Annotated in this window: 19 protein-coding genes and 2 tRNA genes; 19 read left to right on the top strand and 2 right to left on the bottom strand. The window is 52.6% G+C overall.

Annotated elements, in window-relative coordinates:
- Positions 1 to 91: 91 nt before the first annotated feature.
- Positions 92 to 568, top strand: coding sequence for a transcription elongation factor GreA (gene greA / locus M8013_RS13440; protein WP_271268304.1), 477 nt, complete (start codon positions 92 to 94; stop codon positions 566 to 568).
- 153 nt (positions 569 to 721) lie between these two features.
- On the opposite strand, the gene yhbY is transcribed toward greA, so the two are convergent.
- Complete coding sequence (gene yhbY / locus M8013_RS13435; RefSeq protein ID WP_271268395.1) at positions 722 to 1,015, bottom strand: ribosome assembly RNA-binding protein YhbY; 294 nt, start codon at positions 1,013 to 1,015, stop codon at positions 722 to 724.
- Positions 1,016 to 1,137: 122 nt separating this feature from the next.
- Here yhbY and rlmE point away from each other — a divergent pair, with 122 nt between their 5' ends.
- The 6 genes from rlmE to M8013_RS13405 all read left to right on the top strand — a co-directional run bounded on the left by rlmE (position 1,138) and on the right by M8013_RS13405 (position 6,725).
- The gene (rlmE, locus tag M8013_RS13430) at positions 1,138 to 1,764 is read left to right on the top strand and encodes a 23S rRNA (uridine(2552)-2'-O)-methyltransferase RlmE (RefSeq protein ID WP_271268303.1); all 627 of its coding nucleotides are present in this window, start codon (positions 1,138 to 1,140) and stop codon (positions 1,762 to 1,764) included.
- Positions 1,765 to 1,866: 102 nt separating this feature from the next.
- Positions 1,867 to 3,801: an ATP-dependent zinc metalloprotease FtsH gene (gene ftsH / locus M8013_RS13425; protein ID WP_271268302.1), complete on the top strand. Its 1,935-nt coding sequence runs from the start codon at positions 1,867 to 1,869 to the stop codon at positions 3,799 to 3,801.
- 92 nt (positions 3,802 to 3,893) lie between these two features.
- Positions 3,894 to 4,742 (top strand): dihydropteroate synthase, encoded by an 849-nt coding sequence (gene folP / locus M8013_RS13420; protein ID WP_271268301.1) that lies wholly within the window; start codon positions 3,894 to 3,896, stop codon positions 4,740 to 4,742.
- Positions 4,735 to 6,072, top strand: a complete 1,338-nt coding sequence (gene glmM, locus M8013_RS13415; protein WP_271268300.1) for a phosphoglucosamine mutase — start codon at positions 4,735 to 4,737, stop codon at positions 6,070 to 6,072. Before folP ends, glmM begins: the two co-directional genes overlap by 8 nt.
- Positions 6,073 to 6,292: 220 nt before the next feature.
- Complete coding sequence (secG, locus tag M8013_RS13410; protein WP_271268299.1) at positions 6,293 to 6,625, top strand: preprotein translocase subunit SecG; 333 nt, start codon at positions 6,293 to 6,295, stop codon at positions 6,623 to 6,625.
- A gap of 13 nt (positions 6,626 to 6,638) precedes the next feature.
- A tRNA-Leu gene (locus tag M8013_RS13405) sits at positions 6,639 to 6,725 on the top strand.
- A 151-nt stretch (positions 6,726 to 6,876) separates the two neighbouring features.
- On the opposite strand, the gene argG is transcribed toward M8013_RS13405, so the two are convergent.
- Entirely contained in the window at positions 6,877 to 8,220 is a 1,344-nt protein-coding gene (gene argG, locus M8013_RS13400) for an argininosuccinate synthase (protein WP_271268298.1), read from the bottom strand.
- A 286-nt stretch (positions 8,221 to 8,506) separates the two neighbouring features.
- Here argG and M8013_RS13395 point away from each other — a divergent pair.
- The 12 genes from M8013_RS13395 (at position 8,507) to mtr (ending at position 22,242) form a co-directional block, all read left to right on the top strand.
- Positions 8,507 to 8,583: transfer RNA gene (locus tag M8013_RS13395), tRNA-Met, on the top strand.
- 208 nt (positions 8,584 to 8,791) lie between these two features.
- Entirely contained in the window at positions 8,792 to 9,244 is a 453-nt protein-coding gene (rimP, locus tag M8013_RS13390) for a ribosome maturation factor RimP (protein ID WP_271268297.1), read from the top strand.
- Between the two features lie 27 nt (positions 9,245 to 9,271).
- Positions 9,272 to 10,759, top strand: a complete 1,488-nt coding sequence (gene nusA / locus M8013_RS13385; protein ID WP_271268296.1) for a transcription termination factor NusA — start codon at positions 9,272 to 9,274, stop codon at positions 10,757 to 10,759.
- A gap of 24 nt (positions 10,760 to 10,783) precedes the next feature.
- Positions 10,784 to 13,480, top strand: a complete 2,697-nt coding sequence (gene infB / locus M8013_RS13380) for a translation initiation factor IF-2 (protein WP_271268295.1) — start codon at positions 10,784 to 10,786, stop codon at positions 13,478 to 13,480.
- 102 nt (positions 13,481 to 13,582) lie between these two features.
- On the top strand, positions 13,583 to 13,984 hold the full coding sequence (rbfA, locus tag M8013_RS13375; protein ID WP_271268294.1) for a 30S ribosome-binding factor RbfA: 402 nt from the start codon (positions 13,583 to 13,585) through the stop codon (positions 13,982 to 13,984).
- Positions 13,984 to 14,928: a tRNA pseudouridine(55) synthase TruB gene (gene truB / locus M8013_RS13370; RefSeq protein ID WP_271268293.1), complete on the top strand. Its 945-nt coding sequence runs from the start codon at positions 13,984 to 13,986 to the stop codon at positions 14,926 to 14,928. Before rbfA ends, truB begins: the two co-directional genes overlap by 1 nt.
- Positions 14,929 to 15,080: 152 nt before the next feature.
- Positions 15,081 to 15,350, top strand: a complete 270-nt coding sequence (gene rpsO, locus M8013_RS13365) for a 30S ribosomal protein S15 (RefSeq protein WP_032614416.1) — start codon at positions 15,081 to 15,083, stop codon at positions 15,348 to 15,350.
- A 242-nt stretch (positions 15,351 to 15,592) separates the two neighbouring features.
- Positions 15,593 to 17,725, top strand: coding sequence for a polyribonucleotide nucleotidyltransferase (gene pnp, locus M8013_RS13360; protein WP_271268292.1), 2,133 nt, complete (start codon positions 15,593 to 15,595; stop codon positions 17,723 to 17,725).
- Between the two features lie 110 nt (positions 17,726 to 17,835).
- Entirely contained in the window at positions 17,836 to 18,720 is an 885-nt protein-coding gene (nlpI, locus tag M8013_RS13355) for a lipoprotein NlpI (RefSeq protein ID WP_271268291.1), read from the top strand.
- Between the two features lie 109 nt (positions 18,721 to 18,829).
- The gene (gene yrbN / locus M8013_RS13350; RefSeq protein ID WP_097919743.1) at positions 18,830 to 18,910 is read left to right on the top strand and encodes a protein YrbN; all 81 of its coding nucleotides are present in this window, start codon (positions 18,830 to 18,832) and stop codon (positions 18,908 to 18,910) included.
- A complete protein-coding gene (locus M8013_RS13345) occupies positions 18,903 to 20,855 on the top strand; it encodes a DEAD/DEAH family ATP-dependent RNA helicase (RefSeq protein WP_271268290.1) in 1,953 nt (650 codons plus the stop codon). The genes yrbN and M8013_RS13345 overlap by 8 nt, the downstream gene beginning before the upstream one ends.
- 142 nt (positions 20,856 to 20,997) lie before the next feature.
- A complete protein-coding gene (gene mtr / locus M8013_RS13340) occupies positions 20,998 to 22,242 on the top strand; it encodes a tryptophan permease (protein WP_271268289.1) in 1,245 nt (414 codons plus the stop codon).
- Positions 22,243 to 22,278 lie beyond the last annotated feature (36 nt).

Below are 22,278 nucleotides of genomic sequence, written 5' to 3'. Positions count from 1 at the left end.
TCTGACTTATGCCAGGCTGTGATGCCTGCGGAGGCAGTAGTCGGGGCGGTTTGCCGCCGTACCCAACAGGAATGTTTAAGAGGTATAACAAATGCAAGCTATTCCGATGACCTTACGTGGTGCTGAAAAACTGCGTGAAGAGCTGGATTTTTTGAAATCTGTTCGCCGTCCTGAGATCATTGCCGCCATCGCCGATGCGCGTGAGCATGGTGATCTGAAAGAGAATGCGGAATATCACGCTGCGCGTGAACAACAGGGTTTCTGCGAAGGACGTATCAAAGATATCGAAGCGAAGCTGTCTAATGCGCAGGTGATCGATATCTCAAAAATGCCCAATAACGGACGGGTCATTTTTGGTTGCACGGTAACCGTTGTTAATGTGGACAACGACGAAGAGGTGTCTTATCGCATCGTAGGCGATGATGAGGCCGACTTTAAACAAAATCTTATCTCAGTAAACTCGCCAATTGCACGTGGACTGGTGGCTAAAGAGCAGGGCGATGTGGTGACGATTCGCACCCCAGGCGGGGAAGTGGAGTTCGAAATTCTCAAGGTTGATTACCTGTAATTCGCATCTCCGGCAAGTTGTTGATACATTGTAAAGATAGGAAAAAGGCCGCATCGCGGCCTTTTATCAACTCAAGGAGCATGGCATTTTGCTCACCTGCGAAAGAAAAACCCCTCATTAAGCACATCACAATGTGTTTAATTCAGGATAATCTTAGCGAGGAAGCGAAATTTTGCGCTCTTTAGTTGGGCGATAGAGCACCAGCGTTTTACCGATGACCTGTACATTACAGGCGCCGGTTTCGCGCACGATAGCTTCCACAATCAGCGTCTTAGTCTCTCTGTCTTCAGAGGCGATTTTGATTTTGATTAACTCGTGGTGCTCCAGCGCTAGTTCAATCTCGGCCAGTACCCCTTCGGTCAAACCATTGTTGCCAAGCATAACTACAGGCTTGAGCGGATGTGCCAGACCTTTAAGGTGCTGTTTTTGTTTAGTACTCAGATTCATCGTATATTTTTGCTTACGTTGGGATTGAAAACGGTTCATTCTACCGCCATCTCCCTTATATCGCCAAATTGCTATGTGGAAATTTACACCGCTGGCTACGATGAACCCGGACGGAAAGTAAAATGACAGGTAAAAAGCGTTCTGCAAGTTCGAGCCGCTGGCTCCAGGAACACTTTAGCGATAAATATGTTCTTCAGGCACAGAAAAAGGGGTTACGTTCCCGTGCCTGGTTTAAACTTGATGAAATACAGCAAAGTGACAAACTCTTTAAACCGGGGATGACGGTAGTTGACCTCGGCGCTGCACCCGGTGGATGGTCGCAATATGCAGTGACGCAAATCGGTGGGAATGGTCGAATTATCGCATGCGATCTTTTACCTATGGATCCCATCGTTGGTGTGGACTTCCTTCAGGGCGATTTTCGTGATGAATTAGTGCTGAAAGCGTTACTTGAACGTGTGGGTGACAGTAAAGTACAAGTTGTGATGTCCGATATGGCACCAAATATGTGCGGAACACCGGCGGTGGATATCCCCCGCTCCATGTATCTGGTAGAACTGGCGTTAGAAATGAGTCGTGATGTATTAGCGCCAGGTGGTAGTTTTTTAGTGAAGGTGTTCCAGGGCGAAGGTTTCGAGGAGTATCTAAAGGAAATTCGCTCCCTGTTTGCGAAGGTCAAAGTTCGTAAGCCGGACTCTTCACGTGCGCGTTCACGTGAAGTGTATATTGTAGCGACCGGGCGAAAATAATAGCCGGTTGGTTTCAGGCGAAAGTGTGAAACAAACTGGTTATAAAATATCCTGCCGCTGTTTTTAACACAGTTGTAATAAGAGGTTAATCCCTTGAGTGACATGGCGAAAAACCTAATTCTCTGGCTGGTCATTGCCGTTGTGCTGATGTCAGTATTCCAGAGCTTTGGGCCCAGCGAGTCTAATGGCCGCAAGGTGGACTACTCTACCTTCCTGCAAGAGGTCAATCAGGATCAGGTTCGCGAAGCGCGTATCAACGGACGTGAGATCAACGTTACCAAGAAAGATAGTAACCGTTACACGACTTACATTCCGGTGAACGACCCTAAGCTGCTTGATAATCTTCTGACTAAAAACGTCAAGGTGGTCGGTGAGCCGCCGGAAGAACCAAGCCTGCTGGCTTCAATCTTCATTTCCTGGTTCCCGATGCTGTTGTTGATCGGTGTCTGGATCTTCTTTATGCGTCAGATGCAGGGCGGCGGTGGCAAAGGTGCCATGTCGTTCGGCAAGAGCAAGGCGCGTATGCTTACGGAAGACCAGATAAAAACCACTTTTGCTGACGTAGCGGGTTGTGACGAAGCGAAAGACGAAGTGGCTGAACTGGTGGAATACCTGCGTGAACCGAGCCGTTTCCAGAAGCTGGGCGGTAAGATCCCGAAAGGCGTTCTGATGGTCGGTCCTCCGGGTACCGGTAAAACCTTGCTGGCGAAAGCCATCGCAGGTGAAGCGAAGGTACCGTTCTTTACGATTTCGGGTTCTGACTTCGTGGAAATGTTCGTGGGTGTCGGTGCATCTCGTGTGCGTGACATGTTCGAACAGGCCAAAAAGGCAGCACCGTGCATCATCTTTATCGATGAAATCGACGCCGTAGGCCGCCAGCGTGGCGCGGGCCTGGGTGGCGGTCACGATGAACGTGAGCAAACTCTTAACCAAATGCTGGTTGAGATGGATGGCTTCGAAGGTAACGAAGGTATTATCGTTATCGCGGCAACTAACCGTCCGGACGTTCTTGACCCTGCGCTGCTGCGTCCAGGCCGTTTTGACCGTCAGGTCGTTGTGGGTCTGCCAGACGTTCGTGGTCGTGAGCAGATCCTGAAAGTGCACATGCGTCGCGTACCGCTGTCTCCGGACATTGACGCGGCAATCATTGCGCGCGGAACACCTGGCTTCTCTGGTGCGGATCTCGCTAACCTGGTAAACGAAGCAGCGCTGTTTGCTGCCCGTGGCAACAAGCGTGTGGTTTCAATGGTGGAGTTCGAGAAAGCGAAAGACAAAATCATGATGGGTGCGGAACGCCGCTCTATGGTGATGACGGAAGCGCAGAAAGAGTCCACGGCTTACCATGAAGCAGGCCATGCGATCATCGGTCGCCTGGTACCGGAACACGATCCGGTGCATAAAGTGACGATTATTCCGCGCGGTCGTGCGCTTGGCGTGACGTTCTTCCTGCCGGAAGGCGATGCCATCAGCGCCAGCCGTCAAAAGCTGGAAAGTCAGATTTCGACTCTGTACGGTGGCCGTCTGGCGGAAGAGATTATCTACGGTGTTGAACGTGTTTCAACCGGTGCGTCTAACGACATTAAAGTCGCGACAAACCTGGCGCGTAACATGGTCACGCAGTGGGGCTTCTCCGACAAACTGGGTCCGCTGCTGTATGCGGAAGAAGAGGGTGAAGTGTTCCTCGGCCGCTCAGTCGCTAAAGCGAAACACATGTCCGATGAAACGGCGCGTATTATCGACCAGGAAGTGAAATTGCTCGTTGAACGTAACTACGGTCGCGCGCGTCAGATCCTGAACGACAATATGGATATCCTGCACGCGATGAAAGATGCGCTCATGAAATATGAGACCATCGATGCACCGCAGATCGATGACCTGATGGCGCGTCGTGATGTGCGTCCGCCAGCGGGCTGGGAAGATCCAGGTACGTCCAACAACTCTGACAGTAATGGCACCCCGCGTGCACCGCGTCCGGTCGATGAACCGCGTACGCCGAACCCGGGTAACACCATGTCAGAACAGTTGGGCGACAAATAAGCCACTGCTGTCGATGATGTTTTCTTTACCTTAAACCCTGGGGCTTGCCCCGGGGTTTTTCTTGTCTGCTTAATCAAAACCAGGGATTAGCCATGAAACTCTTTGCCCAGGATTCTTATCTCGATCTTTCACATCCACATGTGATGGGGATCCTGAACGTCACGCCAGACTCTTTCTCTGACGGTGGCACGCACAACACGCTTATCGAGGCGGTCAAGCACGCGAATCTGATGATCAACGCTGGGGCGACGATTATTGATGTTGGCGGCGAGTCGACGCGGCCCGGTGCGGCGGATATCAGCGTTGATGAAGAGTTGTCACGGGTAATTCCGGTAGTTGAAGCCATTGCGCAGCGATTCGAAGTGTGGATTTCGGTTGATACCTCCAAACCTGAGGTGATCCGCGAATCAGCGAGAGTGGGCGCTCACATTATAAATGACATTCGTTCCCTGAGCGAACCGGATGCACTGGAGGCGGCGGCTGAGACAGGCCTGCCTGTTTGTCTGATGCATATGCAGGGACAGCCGAAGACAATGCAGGAAGCGCCAAAATATGCAGATGTGTTCGCCGATGTAAATCGCTACTTTGTTGAGCAAATTGCACGTTGTGAACGTGCTGGTATCGCAAAAGAGAAATTGCTGCTCGACCCGGGATTCGGTTTCGGTAAAAATCTCTCTCATAACTACGAGCTTCTTGCGCGCTTATCTGAGTTTCACCATTTTGGCCTGCCGCTGCTGGTTGGAATGTCACGAAAGTCCATGATAGGGCAGTTGCTGAACGTGGGGCCAACGGATCGCCTGAGCGGCAGCCTGGCCTGCGCGATCATTGCCGCGATGCAGGGTGCACATATTATTCGCGTCCATGACGTAAAAGAAACTGCAGAAGCAATGCGCGTGGTGGAAGCTACCCTCGCCGCTAAGGAAAACAACCGCTATGAGTAATCGTAAATATTTTGGTACCGACGGCATTCGTGGACGAGTGGGAGATGCGCCAATCACCCCTGATTTTGTTCTGAAATTAGGCTGGGCGGCAGGCAAGGTGCTGGCAAGCCACGGCTCACGCAAAATCATCATTGGTAAAGACACGCGTATTTCTGGCTATATGTTGGAATCCGCGCTGGAAGCCGGTCTGGCGGCGGCGGGGCTCTCGGCTTCCTTTACCGGTCCAATGCCGACGCCGGCTGTAGCGTATCTCACCCGTACCTTCCGTGCTGAAGCGGGTATTGTGATTTCTGCGTCCCACAATCCGTTTTACGATAACGGCATCAAGTTCTTCTCAATCGACGGCACCAAGCTGCCGGATGATGTGGAAGAGGCCATCGAAGCTGAGATGGAAAAAGATATCACCTGCGTTGACTCTGCTGAACTCGGCAAAGCCAGTCGTATCGTCGATGCTGCCGGTCGCTATATCGAATTCTGTAAAGGCACTTTCCCGAATGAGCTGAGTCTGGGTCACCTTAAAATCGTGGTTGACTGCGCTAACGGTGCAACTTACCACATTGCTCCTAATGTCTTCCGCGAGCTGGGTGCAAAAGTGGTCGCCATTGGCTGTGAGCCAAACGGTGTGAACATTAATGAAGAAGTGGGTGCGACCGATGTCCGTGCCCTGCAGGCGCGCGTGTTAGCGGAAAAGGCCGATCTGGGGATCGCCTATGACGGCGACGGCGACCGCGTGATCATGGTTGACCACGAAGGCAATAAAGTCGATGGCGATCAGATCCTGTACATCATTGCCCGTGAAGGCCTGCGTCAGGGCCAGTTGCGCGGTGGTGCAGTCGGCACATTAATGAGCAATATGGGACTGGAACTGGCGCTTAAGCAGCTGGGTATCCCGTTTGTGCGTGCGAAAGTGGGTGACCGCTATGTGCTGGAAAAACTGCAGGAGAAAGGCTGGCGTATTGGGGCAGAAAACTCCGGTCACGTCATTCTGCTTGATAAAACCACCACCGGTGACGGTATCGTGGCGAGCCTGCAGGTAGTTGCCGCGATGGTGCGTAACCATATGACCCTCCACGATCTGTGCAGTGGAATGAAAATGTTCCCACAAATCCTGGTCAACGTCCGCTTTACGGCCGGCAACGGCAACCCGCTGGAAAATGACAATGTGAAAGCGGTCATGGCCGAGGTGGAAGCTGCGTTAGGGGCTCGTGGTCGCGTCCTGTTGCGTAAATCCGGTACCGAGCCGCTGATCCGTGTGATGGTAGAAGGCGAAGACGAAGCGCAGGTTACCGAGTTCGCGCATCGTATTGCGGATGCCGTTAAAGCCGCATAAGTACGTTAAGTGTCTAAAAAGGCGGTGCTTGCCGCCTTAATTTTGCACAGTTACTGCGGTTTTGCTGTTTTTTTCTGCAGTTGATACAATGTGCCGAAATTGCCCTTGCGAAGGCCATTCGCTTTGGTTAGTATTCACACCCGCTTCATCAGGAAACATGTATTCCTGGTTATTGGTCGAAGCTTTGGTATGCGGCAAATCCGCAAGGAACAGGTTGATTATGTACGAAGCTCTTTTGGTAGTTTTCCTTATTGTAGCCATCGCTCTAGTAGCGTTGATTATGCTGCAGCAAGGTAAAGGCGCTGATATGGGAGCCTCCTTTGGAGCAGGCGCTTCTGGTACGCTGTTCGGTTCAAATGGTTCTGGTAACTTTATGACCCGCGCAACGGCGATTCTGGCAACGCTGTTTTTCATCATCAGTCTGGCGCTGGGAAATATCAACAGCAACAAGACCAGTAAAGGAAGTGAGTGGGAAAATCTGAGCGCACCGGCGAAATCCGAGCAGACTCAGTCCGCAGCGCCGGCTAAGCCGACCAGCGATATCCCACAGTAATTGCAGTATCTGTGCTGAGGTGGTGGAATTGGTAGACACGCTACCTTGAGGTGGTAGTGCCCTAACGGGCTTGTGGGTTCGAGTCCCATCCTCAGTACCAATATTCCGAAAAAAAGACATCGCAAGATGTCTTTTTTTTCGTCTGTACTTTTTGTTCAGGATTTTGCTAGGCCCGCTTAGCGGGCCTAAACACGACGGAACAGATAACAAAAAAGGCGCCATCAGGCGCCTTTTTCATTTCACGTCAGCGATTACTTATCGCTGTTCTCCAGGTTCTCAACCTGCGGCAGACCGTTGCTGCTTGATACCGAGAGCAGGCCGTTCTGAGTGTAAGTGAACAGCTTGGCACGGGTATCGGTGATATCAAGGTTACGCATGGTCAGCTGGCCAATACGATCGTCCGGCGAGAATACAGAATCACCTTTCTCCATGGTCAAACGTTCTGCCTGGTAGGTCAGGTTGTCGGAGACTGTGTTCAGGATCGAATAGTCGTTACCACGACGCAGTTCCAGCGTCACTTCACCGGTGATTGCGCTAGCAACCCAGCGTTGCAGAGCGTCACGCAGCATCAGCGCCTGCGGATCGAACCAGCGGCCCTGATACAGCAGTTTACCCAGCTGGCGGCCGTGTGAGTGATACTGCTCAATGGTGTCTTCGTTGTGAATACCGGTCAGCAAACGTTCGTAAGCGATATGCAGCAACGCCATCCCCGGGGCTTCATAGATGCCACGGCTCTTTGCTTCGATGATTCGGTTTTCAATCTGATCGCTCATCCCCAGACCGTGACGACCGCCGATGCGGTTTGCTTCCAGCATCAGTTCTACGTCATCAGAGAAGGTTTGACCGTTCAGGGCAACCGGGTGGCCACGATCAAAACGGACGGTCACTTCTTCCGCCTGAATTTTGACGTTTTCGTCCCAGAACTTAACGCCCATGATCGGGTTAACGATCTTCACGCTGGAGTTGAGGAACTCGAGGTCTTTGGCTTCGTGCGTTGCACCCAGCATGTTGGAGTCGGTGGAGTAAGCTTTCTCTACGGACATCTTATAGTCAAAACCGCAGGCGATCATGAATTCGGACATTTCGTGACGGCCACCGAGTTCGTCGATGAAGTCAGTATCCAGCCACGGTTTGTAAATCTGCAGTTCAGCATTGGTCAGCAGACCGTAACGGTAGAAACGCTCAATGTCGTTACCTTTATAAGTACTGCCATCACCCCAGATATTCACGCCATCGTCTTTCATGGCGGCAACCAGCATGGTGCCGGTAACAGCACGGCCCAGCGGGGTGGTGTTAAAATAGGTCAGGCCGCCGGTGGTGTTGTGGAATGCCCCACACTGAATAGCAGCAATGCCTTCTGCAACCAGCTGCTTACGGCAGTCAATCAGGCGTGCGTTCTCTGCACCATACTCCATGGCACGACGAGGAATGGTCTCGTAATCGTCCTCATCCGGCTGACCGAGGTTCGCAGTATATGCATAAGGAACCGCTCCCTTCTGGCGCATCCACAGCAGTGCAGCGCTGGTATCCAGGCCGCCCGAAAAAGCGATGCCAATACGTTGTCCTTGCGGAAGATGCTTGAGAATCGTCGTCATAAAATAAAACCCTGCTTGATTGACTGATGAGTGATTGCTTTCACCTTAATTGCATTTTTATGCAGAATAAGTGAGTTTTCATTTAATCATCTTTTGGCGAGTACCGGAAGAGATTCGTGTTTTTTTTGTCAAAATATCGCGCCTTAACACCTGTTGTTCATAGGGTTGACAGATGGTGCGCGCTATCAATATACTGTAGGCCGATTTTACGTCCCGTCCTCGGTACCAAATCCCAGCATTATTTGCAATTTTTACCCATAGCGAGTAGAATTTGCCACGTTTCAGGCGCGGGGTGGAGCAGCCTGGTAGCTCGTCGGGCTCATAACCCGAAGGTCGTCGGTTCAAATCCGGCCCCCGCAACCACTTTCCTGTAAAGTTCTTTTTTCAAATATACTGTGAAGACCAAACGCCTTCGTAGCTGGATTTGAAAAAATTCTTTTTGAAAGTGCTCCAGGCCACTGCTGTGGCTATAGGGTTCAGTTATCTAAAGCCCCGATTTATCGGGGTTTTTTGTTATCTGACTACAGAATAACTGGGCTTTATGCCCTTTTTTTACGTCTTGGGGGTGGGCTTGTCCACATTAGACCAAAAATTAACAGAGATGATTAAAGCACCAGTCGAAGCACTGGGCTACGAACTGGTCGGCATCGAATTTATTCGCAGCCGTACATCCACGCTGCGCATCTATATTGATAGTAAAGATGGCATCAATGTTGATGATTGTGCTGATGTCAGCCACCAGGTAAGTGCGGTTCTTGATGTTGAAGATCCTATTACTGTCGCCTATAACCTGGAAGTTTCCTCACCTGGCCTCCATCGCCCGATGTTTACTGTTGAACACTACACTCAGTACATTGGTGAAGAAGTGGCTCTCGTTCTGCGTATGGCTGTACAAAACCGCCGTAAATGGCAGGGCGTTATTAAGGCCGTTGATGGTGAGATGATCACAGTAACAGTCGAAGGCAAAGATGAAGTGTTCGCGCTGAGTAATATCCAGAAGGCGAACCTGGTTCCCCACTTTTAACAGTCTGGATGAGGTGAAAAGCCCGCGATGAACAAAGAAATTTTGGCTGTTGTTGAAGCCGTCTCCAACGAGAAATCACTGCCGCGTGAGAAGATTTTCGAAGCGCTGGAAAGTGCACTGGCTACGGCAACCAAGAAAAAATACGAACAAGAGATCGATGTCCGTGTAGAGATCGATCGCAAAAGCGGTGACTTCGATACTTTCCGTCGTTGGATTATTGTTGAAGAAGTAACCCAGCCGACGAAAGAGATCACGCTGGAAGCAGCACGTTATGAAGATGAAAGTCTGAACGTTGACGATTACGTTGAAGATCAGATTGAATCCGTCACCTTCGACCGCATCACGACGCAGACTGCAAAACAGGTTATCGTACAGAAAGTACGTGAAGCTGAGCGTGCAATGGTTGTTGACCAGTTCCGCGAGCACGAAGGTGAGATTATCACTGGTGTGGTGAAGAAGGTTAACCGCGACAACATCTCTCTGGATCTGGGTAGCAACGCCGAAGCGGTGATTCCGCGTGAAGATATGCTGCCACGCGAAAACTTCCGTCCGGGTGACCGCATCCGTGGCGTACTGTATTCAGTGCGTCCAGAAGCGCGCGGCGCACAGCTGTTTGTGACCCGTTCTAAGCCTGAAATGCTGATCGAACTGTTCCGCATTGAAGTGCCAGAAATTGGCGAAGAAGTTATCGAGATAAAAGCGGCGGCTCGCGATCCGGGTTCCCGTGCGAAAATCGCAGTGAAAACCAACGACAAGCGTATCGACCCGGTCGGTGCTTGCGTCGGTATGCGTGGCGCGCGCGTTCAGGCTGTCTCGACTGAACTGGGCGGCGAGCGTATTGATATCGTTCTGTGGGACGACAATCCGGCGCAGTTTGTGATTAACGCAATGGCACCGGCTGATGTCGCGTCTATCGTTGTAGACGAAGATAAGCACACCATGGATATCGCCGTTGAAGCAGGCAATCTGGCGCAGGCTATCGGCCGTAACGGTCAGAACGTGCGTCTGGCTTCACAGCTGAGCGGCTGGGATCTCAACGTGATGACCGTTGATGACCTGCAGGCTAAGCATCAGGCTGAAGCGCATGCAGCGATTGATACCTTCACCAAATACCTGGACATCGACGAAGATTTCGCCACTGTTCTGGTTGAGGAAGGTTTCTCATCCCTGGAAGAACTGGCCTACGTGCCAATGAAAGAACTGCTGGAAATCGACGGCCTGGATGAAGCCACCGTTGAAGCCCTGCGTGAACGCGCTAAAAACGCACTGACCACCCTGGCACTGGCTCAGGAAGAAAGCCTTGGTGATAACAAGCCGGCTGATGACCTGCTGAATTTGGAAGGTCTTGATCGTGCGATTGCGTTCAAGCTGGCTGCCCGTGGTGTTTGTACGCTGGAAGATCTCGCTGAGCAAGGCGTTGATGACCTGGCTGATATCGAAGGTTTAACCGACGAGAAAGCCGGCGAGCTCATCATGGCCGCACGTAATATTTGCTGGTTCGGCGACGAAGCGTAATAAACTGTAGCAGGAAGGAACAGCATGACTGATGTAACTGTAAAAACGCTGGCTGCTGAGATTCAGACTTCCGTGGACCGCCTGGTACAGCAATTTGCTGATGCAGGGATCCCGAAGTCCGCTGATGACTCAGTGACCGCGCAAGAGAAACAAACTTTGTTATCGCACCTGAACCGTGAACACGGTTCGGCGCCTGACAAATTGACGTTACAGCGTAAAACGCGCAGTACGTTAAACGTTCCAGGTACCGGTGGAAAAAGTAAATCGGTACAAATCGAAGTCCGCAAGACACGCACCTTTGTAAAACGTGATCCGCAAGAGGCTGAACGCCTTGCCGCGGAAGAGCAGGCGCAGCGTGAAGCGGAAGAACAAGCTCAGCGTGAGGCGGAAGTTACCGCCAAACGTGAGGCAGAATTAAAAGCTGAACGTGAGGCCGCAGAAAAAGCGAAGCGCGATGCCAGTGACAAAGTAAAGCGCGACGCTGCGGAAAAAGACAAAGTGAGCAATCAACAGACTGACGAAATGACCAAAACTGCCCTGACGGATAAAGCCCGTCGTGAAAATGAAGCTGCTGAGCTGAAGCGTAAAGCAGAAGAAGAAGCTCGCCGCAAGCTGGAAGAAGACGCACGTCGCGTTGCTGAAGAAGCCCGTCGTATGGCAGAAGAAAATGCAGGTGTTTGGGCTGAGCAAGAGAAAGCCAAAGGTGAAGAAGATAAGAGCGATTATCACGTCACCACTTCTCAGCATGCACGCCAGGCCGAAGACGAAAACGACCGTGAGGTTGAAGCGGGTCGTAGCCGTACGCGTACTGCGACTAAAGCTGCTCGTCCTCAGAAGAAAGGCAACAAGCATTCTGAATCTAAAGCTGACCGTGAAGAAGCACGTGCTGCTGGCCGCGGTGGTAAAGGCGGCAAGCGTAAAGGTTCTTCTTTACAGCAGGGCTTCCAGAAGCCAGCGCAGGCTGTTAACCGTGACGTCGTGATCGGCGAAACCATCACCGTTGGCGAACTGGCTAACAAGATGGCGGTTAAAGGCTCTCAGGTCATCAAAGCGATGATGAAGCTGGGCGCAATGGCCACCATCAACCAGGTCATCGACCAGGAAACAGCACAGCTGGTTGCTGAAGAGATGGGCCACAAAGTTATCCTGCGTCGTGAAAACGAACTGGAAGAAGCGGTAATGAGCGATCGTGACACTGGCGCAGCGGCTGAAGCCCGTGCACCGGTTGTGACTATCATGGGTCACGTTGACCATGGTAAAACCTCGCTGCTTGACTACATTCGTTCCACGAAAGTAGCGTCTGGCGAAGCAGGTGGCATTACTCAGCACATCGGTGCTTACCATGTTGAAACTGACAACGGTATGATCACCTTCCTGGATACCCCGGGTCACGCCGCGTTTACCTCTATGCGTGCTCGTGGTGCTCAGGCAACGGATATCGTTGTTCTGGTTGTCGCAGCAGACGATGGCGTGATGCCACAGACTATCGAAGCAATCCAGCACGCGAAAGCGGCGCAGGTGCCGGTTGTCGTTGCGGTGAACAAAATCGATAAACCTGAAGCGGACATGGATCGCGTTAAAAACGAACTGTCCCAGTACGGCGTTATGCCGGAAGAGTGGGGCGGTGAGTCTCAGTTCATCCCAGTTTCTGCGAAAGCAGGTACCGGTATTGATGACCTGCTGAACGCTATCCTGCTGCAGGCTGAAGTTCTGGAACTGAAAGCAGTTCGCAATGGTATGGCGAGCGGCGCAGTCATCGAATCCTTCCTGGATAAAGGCCGTGGCCCGGTAGCGACTGTTCTGGTACGTGAAGGTACCCTGAACAAAGGCGACATCGTGCTGTGTGGCTTCGAGTATGGCCGTGTTCGTGCAATGCGTAACGAACTGGGTCTGGAAGTTCTGGAAGCAGGTCCGTCCATTCCGGTGGAAATCCTGGGTCTGTCCGGTGTTCCGGCTGCGGGTGATGAAGTTACTGTTGTGCGTGACGAGAAGAAAGCCCGTGAAGTTGCACTGTATCGTCAGGGCAAATTCCGTGAAGTTAAGCTGGCTCGTCAGCAGAAATCCAAACTCGAGAACATGTTCGCCAACATGACCGAAGGTGAAGTTCACGAAGTGAACGTTGTCCTGAAGGCAGACGTTCAGGGTTCTGTAGAAGCGATCTCCGATTCCTTGCTGAAACTGTCTACCGACGAAGTGAAAGTGAAGATCATCGGTTCTGGTGTGGGTGGTATTACCGAAACCGACGCAACTCTGGCTGCGGCTTCCAATGCTATCCTGGTTGGCTTTAACGTACGTGCTGATGCATCTGCGCGTAAAGTTATCGACTCAGAAAGCCTGGATCTGCGTTACTACTCCGTCATCTACCATCTGATCGACGAAGTGAAAGCGGCGATGAGCGGCATGCTGTCTCCGGAACTGAAACAGCAGATCATTGGTCTGGCTGAAGTTCGCGACGTGTTTAAATCACCGAAATTCGGTGCAATCGCGGGCTGTATGGTTACCGAAGGCTTGATTAAACGTCACAACCCAATCCGCGTACTGCGCGACAACGTGGTTATCTATGAAGGCGAGCTGGAATCCCTGCGCCGCTTCAAAGATGACGTTAACGAAGTCCGTAACGGCATGGAATGTGGTATCGGCGTTAAGAACTACAACGACGTTCGCGTTGGCGACATGATCGAAGTGTTCGAAATCATCGAGATCAAACGTAGCATCGATTAATCTTAGTAAGATTAACGGAATCAAGGCCGGGTAAGCGAAGCGCCACCCGGCAAGAATTATCAAAAGGGGCATTTAGCCCCTTTTTTGTCTGGAGAATTTATTATGGCGAAAGAATTTGGTCGCCCGCAGCGCGTTTCCCAGGAGATGCAAAAAGAGATCGCCATCATCCTGCAGCGCGAAATTAAAGACCCGCGCCTGGGTATGATGACGACCGTATCCGGCGTTGAAGTGTCACGCGACCTGGCCTATGCCAAAGTTTTCGTGACCTTCCTGAATGATAAAGATGAAGCTGCCGTTAAGTTGGGTATCAAGGCTCTTCAGGATGCATCCGGTTTTATCCGTTCCCTGCTCGGCAAAGCGATGCGCCTGCGTATCGTGCCGGAACTGACCTTCTTCTACGACAACTCGTTGGTCGAAGGGATGCGCATGTCCAACCTGGTCACCAGCGTGGTGAAACAGGATGATGAGCGTCGTGTGAACCCGGACGATAGCAAGGAGGACTGATGAGTCGTCCTCGTCGTCGCGGCCGCGACGTGCACGGAGTCCTGCTGCTGGATAAACCTCAAGGTGCCTCCAGTAACGACGTGCTGCAAAAAGTGAAGCGTCTCTATAATGCCAACCGCGCCGGGCATACCGGTGCGTTGGATCCGCTGGCGACCGGCATGCTGCCAGTCTGCCTGGGCGAAGCGACGAAGTTTTCCCAGTATCTGCTGGATTCGGACAAGCGCTACCGCGTCATTGCGAAACTGGGTCAACGCACAGATACTTCTGATGCCGATGGGCAGGTGGTGGAAGAGCGTCCGGTGACGTTCACTGCCGCGCAACTTGATGCGGCGCTGGAGACCTTCCGCGGTGACATCCAGCAAGTTCCGTCGATGTATTCTGCGCTGAAATATCAGGGCAAAAAACTCTACGAGTACGCGCGTCAGGGTATTGATGTTCCGCGCGAAGCCCGTCCAATCACGGTCTATGAGCTGCTGTTTATTCGCCATGAAGGTGATGAGCTGGAGCTGGAAGTACACTGTTCAAAAGGCACCTACATCCGTACCATCATCGACGATCTGGGTGAAAAACTGGGTTGTGGCGCGCATGTTATCTATCTGCGTCGTCTGGCCGTCAGTAAGTATCCGGCTGAACGCATGGTTACGCTGGAGCAGCTGCAGGCGCTGGTTGAACAGGCGCAGGAGCAGGACATCCCGGCCGCCGATTTGCTGGACCCGCTGCTGATGCCGATGGACAGTCCTGCGTCGGACTATCCGGTCGTGAATCTGCCGTTAACCTCGTCGGTGTACTTCAAAAACGGTAACCCGGTTCGCACGTCTGAGGTCCCTTATCAAGGGCTGGTGCGGGTCACTGAAGGCGATGAGAATGCCTTTATCGGTATGGGTGAAATTGACGACGAAGGTCGTGTTGCTCCGCGTCGTCTGGTGGTTGAATATCCGGCATAAGCTGACGGCTTACCTTGCGATAAGCAGGGGAGGCGGGTAGAATATCGCCGCTTAACGTCTGGCCAATTGTTTAACAATTGGCGAGCGTTATACATGGGATAGCTGAATTAGAGATCGGCATCCTTACATTCTTTATACTTTGGAGTTTTAAAATGTCTCTAAGCGTTGAAGCTAAAGCTAAAATCGTTTCTGAGTTTGGTCGTGATGCTAACGACAGTGGTTCTACCGAAGTTCAGGTTGCACTGCTGACTGCACAGATTAACCACCTGCAGGGTCACTTTGCAGAGCACAAAAAAGATCACCACAGCCGTCGTGGTCTGCTGCGTATGGTTTCTCAGCGTCGTAAACTTCTCGACTACCTGAAACGTAAAGATGTTGCACGCTACACCGCGCTGATCGAGCGTCTGGGTCTGCGTCGCTAAGTCTTGCGAGTTTCAGAAAAGGGGGCCTTATGGCCCCTTTTTTCAACCAGGCCGCAGCAATTCACTGGAAACTAATGTATTGTTGCTATAAATGATCTTCATTGCAGAGGTTCGCGCGGCTAATGAGAGGCTTTACCTGTTTGGGTTAAGGTTGTCATTAGTCGCGAGGATGCGAAGAAGGTCCTGCTAAAACGTCAGCACGCCTCTGGTGTGCTGTCATTCATTTAAGAAAGGACAGAATCTTGCTGAATCCGATCGTTCGCAAATTCCAGTACGGTCAGCACACCGTTACGCTGGAAACCGGTATGATGGCACGTCAGGCCACTGCTGCCGTTATGGTAAGCATGGATGACACTGCTGTATTCGTGACCGTGGTTGGCCAGAAAAAAACTAAACCGGGCCAGGACTTCTTCCCGCTGACAGTTAACTATCAGGAGCGTACTTACGCTGCTGGTAAAATCCCGGGTGGTTTCTTCCGTCGTGAAGGCCGTCCAAGCGAAGGCGAAACCCTGATCGCGCGTCTGATTGACCGCCCGGTTCGCCCGCTGTTCCCAGAAGGCTTCATTAACGAAGTTCAGGTTATTGCCACCGTTGTTTCCGTTAACCCACAGGTTAACCCGGACATCGTTGCGATGATCGGTGCCTCTGCGGCGCTGTCACTGTCCGGTCTTCCGTTCAATGGCCCAATTGGTTCTGCTCGCGTAGGTTACATCAATGACCAGTACGTTCTGAACCCAACTCAGGACGAGCTGAAAGAAAGTAAGCTGGATCTGGTTGTTGCCGGTACCGAAGCTGCAGTATTGATGGTTGAATCCGAAGCAGAACTGCTGAGTGAAGACCAGATGCTGGGCGCTGTGGTCTTTGGCCACGAGCAGCAGCAGATTGTTATCCAGAACATCAACGACCTGGTGAAAGAAGCCGGTAAACCACGTTGGGACTGGCAGCCAGAAGTGGTGAACGAAGCGCTGAACGCGCGCGTTGCAGCCCAGGCTGAAGCACGTCTGAGCGATGCATACCGCGTCACTGACAAACAAGAGCGTTATGCTCAGGTTGGCGTCATCAAATCTGAAACCATCGCGACGCTGGTTGCAGAAGATGAATCCCTGGACGCTAACGAGCTGGGCGAAATTCTGCACGCTATCGAGAAAAACGTTGTTCGTAGCCGCGTTCTGGCAGGCGAGCCGCGTATCGATGGCCGTGAAAAAGACATGATCCGTGGTCTGGATGTGCGTACTGGCGTGCTGCCACGTACTCACGGTTCTGCACTGTTCACCCGTGGCGAAACTCAGGCGCTGGTTACCGCGACTCTGGGTACCGCACGTGACGCGCAGAACATCGACGAACTGATGGGCGACCGCACTGACAGCTTCCTGTTCCACTACAACTTCCCTCCGTACTGCGTAGGTGAAACCGGAATGGTTGGCTCGCCAAAGCGTCGTGAAATTGGTCACGGTCGTCTGGCGAAGCGCGGCGTGCTGGCAGTAATGCCAGACTCCGACAAATTCCCGTACACCGTTCGTGTGGTTTCTGAAATCACCGAATCCAACGGTTCTTCTTCCATGGCTTCTGTTTGTGGCGCATCTCTGGCCCTGATGGATGCAGGCGTGCCTATCAAAGCTGCTGTTGCGGGTATCGCAATGGGTCTGGTGAAAGAAGGCGAGAACTTCGTGGTTCTGTCTGACATCCTGGGCGACGAAGATCACCTGGGTGATATGGACTTCAAAGTAGCGGGTTCCCGCGACGGTATCTCTGCACTGCAGATGGATATCAAAATTGAAGGCATCACCAAAGAGATCATGCATGCGGCACTGAACCAGGCTAAAGGTGCGCGTCTGCACATTCTGAGCGTGATGGAACAGGCGATTAACGCGCCACGTGGCGATATTTCTCAGTTCGCACCGCGTATCCACACCATTAAGATCAGCCCGGACAAGATTAAAGACGTTATCGGTAAAGGCGGTTCTGTTATCCGTGCCCTGACCGAAGAAACTGGCACCACCATCGAAATCGAAGATGACGGTACTGTGAAGATCGCTGCGACCGACGGTGAGAAAGCGAAATTCGCTATCCGTCGTATCGAAGAGATCACTGCAGAGATCGAAGTGGGCCGCATCTACAATGGTAAAGTGACCCGTATCGTTGACTTTGGCGCATTCGTTGCCATCGGTGGCGGTAAAGAAGGTCTGGTTCACATCTCTCAAATCGCTGACAAGCGCGTTGAGAAAGTGACTGATTACCTGCAGATGAACCAGGAAGTGCCGGTTAAGGTTCTGGAAGTTGACCGTCAGGGTCGTATCCGTCTGAGCATTAAAGAAGCGACCGAGCAGTCCTCTGCTGCTGCACCGGAAGCTCCGGCAGTAGAACAGGGCGAGTAAGCTTGCCGTTTGCCCTCCGCATATGCGGAGGGCTTGTTATCAGGCAGGACGCCTTGTTGAGCCGCCGGGGGACAGGACGTTCATCCAATAGTTGTCTTCGGGAGTGGGAAATGAAGCCTTTTCTGCGCTGGTGTTTCGTTGCGACAGCTTTGACGCTGGCAGGATGCAGCAACTCTGCCTGGCGTAAAAGTGAAGTCCTCGCAGTGCCACTGCAACCGACTTTGCAGCAGGAAGTGATTCTGGCACGCATGGAACAAATTCTTGCCAGTCGGGCTTTAACCGATGATGAACGCGCACAGCTTTTATATGAGCGCGGAGTGTTGTATGATAGTCTCGGTCTGAGGGCACTGGCGCGAAATGATTTTTCACAAGCGTTAGCGATCCGACCGGATATGCCGGAAGTATTCAATTACTTAGGCATTTATTTAACGCAGGCAGGCAATTTTGATGCTGCCTATGAAGCGTTTGATTCTGTACTTGAGCTTGATCCAACTTACAACTACGCGCACTTGAATCGCGGTATCGCCCTCTACTACGGCGGTCGTGACAAGTTAGCGCAAGATGATCTGCTGGCGTTTTATCAAGACGATCCTAATGATCCTTTCCGTAGCCTGTGGCTTTATCTTGTTGAGCAGAAGCTCGATCCAAAGCAGGCAAAAGAGGCGTTAAATCAGCGCTTCGACAAATCGGACAAGGAACAATGGGGATGGAATATTGTCGAGTTCTACCTGGGGAACATTAGCGAAGCAACGCTGATGGAACGCCTCAAGGCGGACGCAACGGATAACACCTCGCTCGCTGAGCATCTCAGTGAAACCAACTTCTATTTAGGTAAGTACTACCTAAGTCTGGGGGATATGGACAGCGCCACGGCACTGTTCAAATTAGCGGTTGCTAACAACGTACACAACTATGTTGAGCACCGTTATGCATTGTTGGAATTATCGCTCTTGGGCCAGGAGCATGACGACCTGGCAGAATCGGACCAGCAATAGCTGACGTCAACACATCAGCCCATAATCATTTTTTGATTGTCATCATCTTCACGGGTGAGGGCGTTGTTGTTCGTCAATACACCTACTTTGAGCCGGTTCACACTTTTCAATGAAAATTGCTAATCATTTTCACGACGAGTTATGTAGACTGGCCGCCATTAATATCGAGGCACTTGTACTACATGGCTGAATTCGAAACCACTTTTGCAGATCTGGGCCTGAAGGCTCCTATCCTTGAATCCCTTAACGATCTGGGTTACGAAAAACCATCTCCGATCCAGGCAGAATGTATCCCACATCTGCTCGCGGGTCGTGACGTGCTGGGCATGGCCCAGACTGGTAGCGGTAAAACTGCGGCGTTCTCGCTGCCGCTGCTGAACAACATTGATCCTGATCTGCGCGCACCGCAGATCCTCGTCCTGGCTCCGACCCGTGAACTGGCTGTTCAGGTTGCGGAAGCGATGACTGAGTTCTCTAAACATATGCGCGGCGTAAACGTGGTTGCCCTTTACGGCGGCCAGCGTTATGACGTGCAGTTACGCGCCCTGCGTCAGGGCCCACAGATTGTCGTCGGTACGCCGGGTCGTCTGCTGGATCACCTGAAACGCGGTACACTGGATCTCTCTAAACTGAGCGGTCTGGTACTGGATGAAGCTGACGAAATGCTCCGCATGGGCTTCATCGAAGACGTAGAAACCATTATGGCGCAGATCCCAGAAGGTCATCAGACCGCTCTGTTCTCTGCAACCATGCCGGAAGCGATCCGTCGTATTACCCGTCGTTTCATGAAGGATCCGCAGGAAGTGCGTATCCAGTCCAGCGTAACCACTCGCCCGGACATCAGCCAGACTTTCTGGTCTGTACACGGTATGCGTAAAAACGAAGCGCTGGTGCGTTTCCTGGAAGCAGAAGATTTTGATGCGGCGATTATCTTCGTTCGTACCAAAAATGCGACCCTGGAAGTGGCAGAAGCACTGGAGCGTAGCGGTTATAACAGCGCAGCGCTGAACGGCGACATGAACCAGTCACTGCGTGAGCAGACTCTGGAACGTCTGAAAGACGGCCGTCTGGATATTCTGATTGCAACCGACGTGGCAGCACGTGGTCTGGACGTTGAGCGTATCAGCCTGGTTGTTAACTATGACATCCCGATGGACTCCGAGTCTTACGTTCACCGTATCGGCCGTACCGGTCGTGCGGGTCGTGCGGGTCGTGCGCTGCTGTTCGTTGAGAACCGCGAGCGTCGTCTGCTGCGTAACATCGAACGCACCATGAAGCTGACCATTCCAGAAGCCGACCTGCCAAACGCAGATCTGCTGGGCAAACGCCGTCTGGAGAAGTTCGCCGCGAAAGTACAGCAGCAGCTGGAAAGCAGCGACCTGGATCAGTACCGTGCTCTGCTGGCGCAAATCAAGCCGAGCGCAGAAGGCGAAGAGCTGGATGTTGAAACGCTGGCAGCAGCACTGCTGAAAATGGCTCAGGGCGAACGCGCGCTGATCGTTCCGGCTGATGCACCAATGCGTCCGAAGCGTGAATTCCGTGAACGCGATGAGCGTTTCGAGCGTCGCGATCGTAATGATCGTGGTGACCGTAACGATCGTGGCCCACGTGGTGACCGTCCTGAACGTGCAGCAGGTGCGCCTGGTGAAGACCGTCCACGTCGCGAACGTCGTGATGCTGGCGAGATGGAACTGTACCGCATTGAAGTGGGCCGTGATGATGGTGTTGAAGTTCGTCACATCGTTGGCGCGATCGCTAACGAAGGCGACATCAGCAGCCGTTACATTGGTAACATCAAGCTGTTCGGTACTCACTCCACCATCGAGCTGCCAAAAGGTATGCCGGGCGATGTGCTGCAGCACTTTACCCGTACCCGCATCCTGAACAAGCCGATGAACATGCAGCTGATGGGCGATGCCCAGCCGCGTCCTGACCGTGGTCCTCGTCGTGAAGGCGATCGCCCAGCTGGCGACCGTCGTAGCTTCGGCGGCGGCGAGCGTCGTGAAGGCAACCGTGGTCCTCGTCGTGATGGCGCAGCACCAGCAGGTGCAGGCCGCTTCAGCGGTGAGCGTCGCGAAAACCGTGGCCCACGTCGCGAAGATGGCGCAGCGCCTACCCGTCGTCGTGACGCGTAAGCCTTACGCTTCTGTCGTAAAGTAATATATACAGCCCCGATAGCGATATCGGGGCTTTTTTTATTCCTTTTGTACTCTTGTACTGGTACAGTGCGACGCATTAAGATTCGGTAGCAAAACTTTTCACTGGAGAATTGGCTGTATGGCGACACTAACCACCACCCAAACGTCACCCTCGCTGCTCGGCGGCGTGGTGATCATCGGCGGCACAATCATTGGCGCAGGTATGTTCTCCCTGCCGGTGGTCATGTCCGGGGCGTGGTTCTTCTGGTCGCTGGCGGCGCTGGTATTCACCTGGTTCTGTATGCTGCATTCTGGCCTGATGATCCTCGAAGCGAACCTGAATTACCGTATTGGCTCGAGCTTCGACACCATTACCCGCGACCTGCTGGGTAAGCGCTGGAATATCGTCAACGGCATTTCTATTGCCTTTGTTCTCTATATCCTGACCTACGCCTACATCTCTGCGAGCGGCTCGATTCTGCACCATACCTTTTTGGAGATGTCGTTGAATGTTCCGGCACGGCTGGCGGGTCTGGTGTTTGCTCTGGCGGTGGCTTTTATCGTCTGGATGAGCACCAAGGCGGTGAGCCGGATGACGGCGATCGTGCTCGGAGCCAAGGTCATCACCTTTTTCCTGACCTTTGGCAGTCTGCTGGGGCATGTCACACCGACCACGCTGTTTAATGTTGCCGAGAGCAATACCTCGTACTCTCCGTATCTGCTGATGACCCTGCCGTTCTGCCTGGCATCGTTTGGCTATCACGGCAACGTACCGAGCCTGATGAAGTATTACGGTAAAGATCCGCACACCATTATCCGCTGCCTGGTGTACGGCACGCTGCTGGCGCTGGGGTTATATGTGATCTGGCTGCTGGGGACGATGGGTAACATTCCACGCCCGGAGTTTATCGGTATTGCGCAGAAGGGCGGCAACATTGATGTGTTGGTGCAGGCCCTGAGCGGGGTGCTGAACAGCCGTAGTCTGGAACTGCTGCTGGTTGTCTTCTCCAACTTTGCCGTGGCAAGCTCTTTTCTTGGCGTAACGCTGGGCCTTTTTGACTATCTGGCGGATTTGTTCGGTTTTGATGATTCTGCGCTGGGGCGTCTGAAAACTGCGCTGCTGACCTTCCTGCCACCAGTGGTTGGTGGTCTACTGTGGCCGAACGGTTTCTTGTATGCCATTGGCTATGCAGGCCTGGCGGCCACCATCTGGGCGGCGATTGTGCCAGCGCTACTGGCACGCAAATCACGTAAACGCTTCGGCAGCCCAAAATTCCGCGTCTGGGGCGGCAAGCCGATGATTGCACTGATCCTGGTGTTCGGTATTGGCAACGCGCTGGTACACGTACTTTCCAGCTTTAATTTGTTGCCGGTATATCAGTAAAGAATTTGCCCGGTAAGCGTAGCGCCACCGGGCAAA

The sequence above is a fragment of the Silvania confinis genome, from assembly GCF_025564085.1.
Taxonomy (GTDB): domain Bacteria; phylum Pseudomonadota; class Gammaproteobacteria; order Enterobacterales; family Enterobacteriaceae; genus Enterobacter; species Enterobacter confinis.
This window is presented reverse-complemented; position numbering and strand designations above follow the sequence as displayed.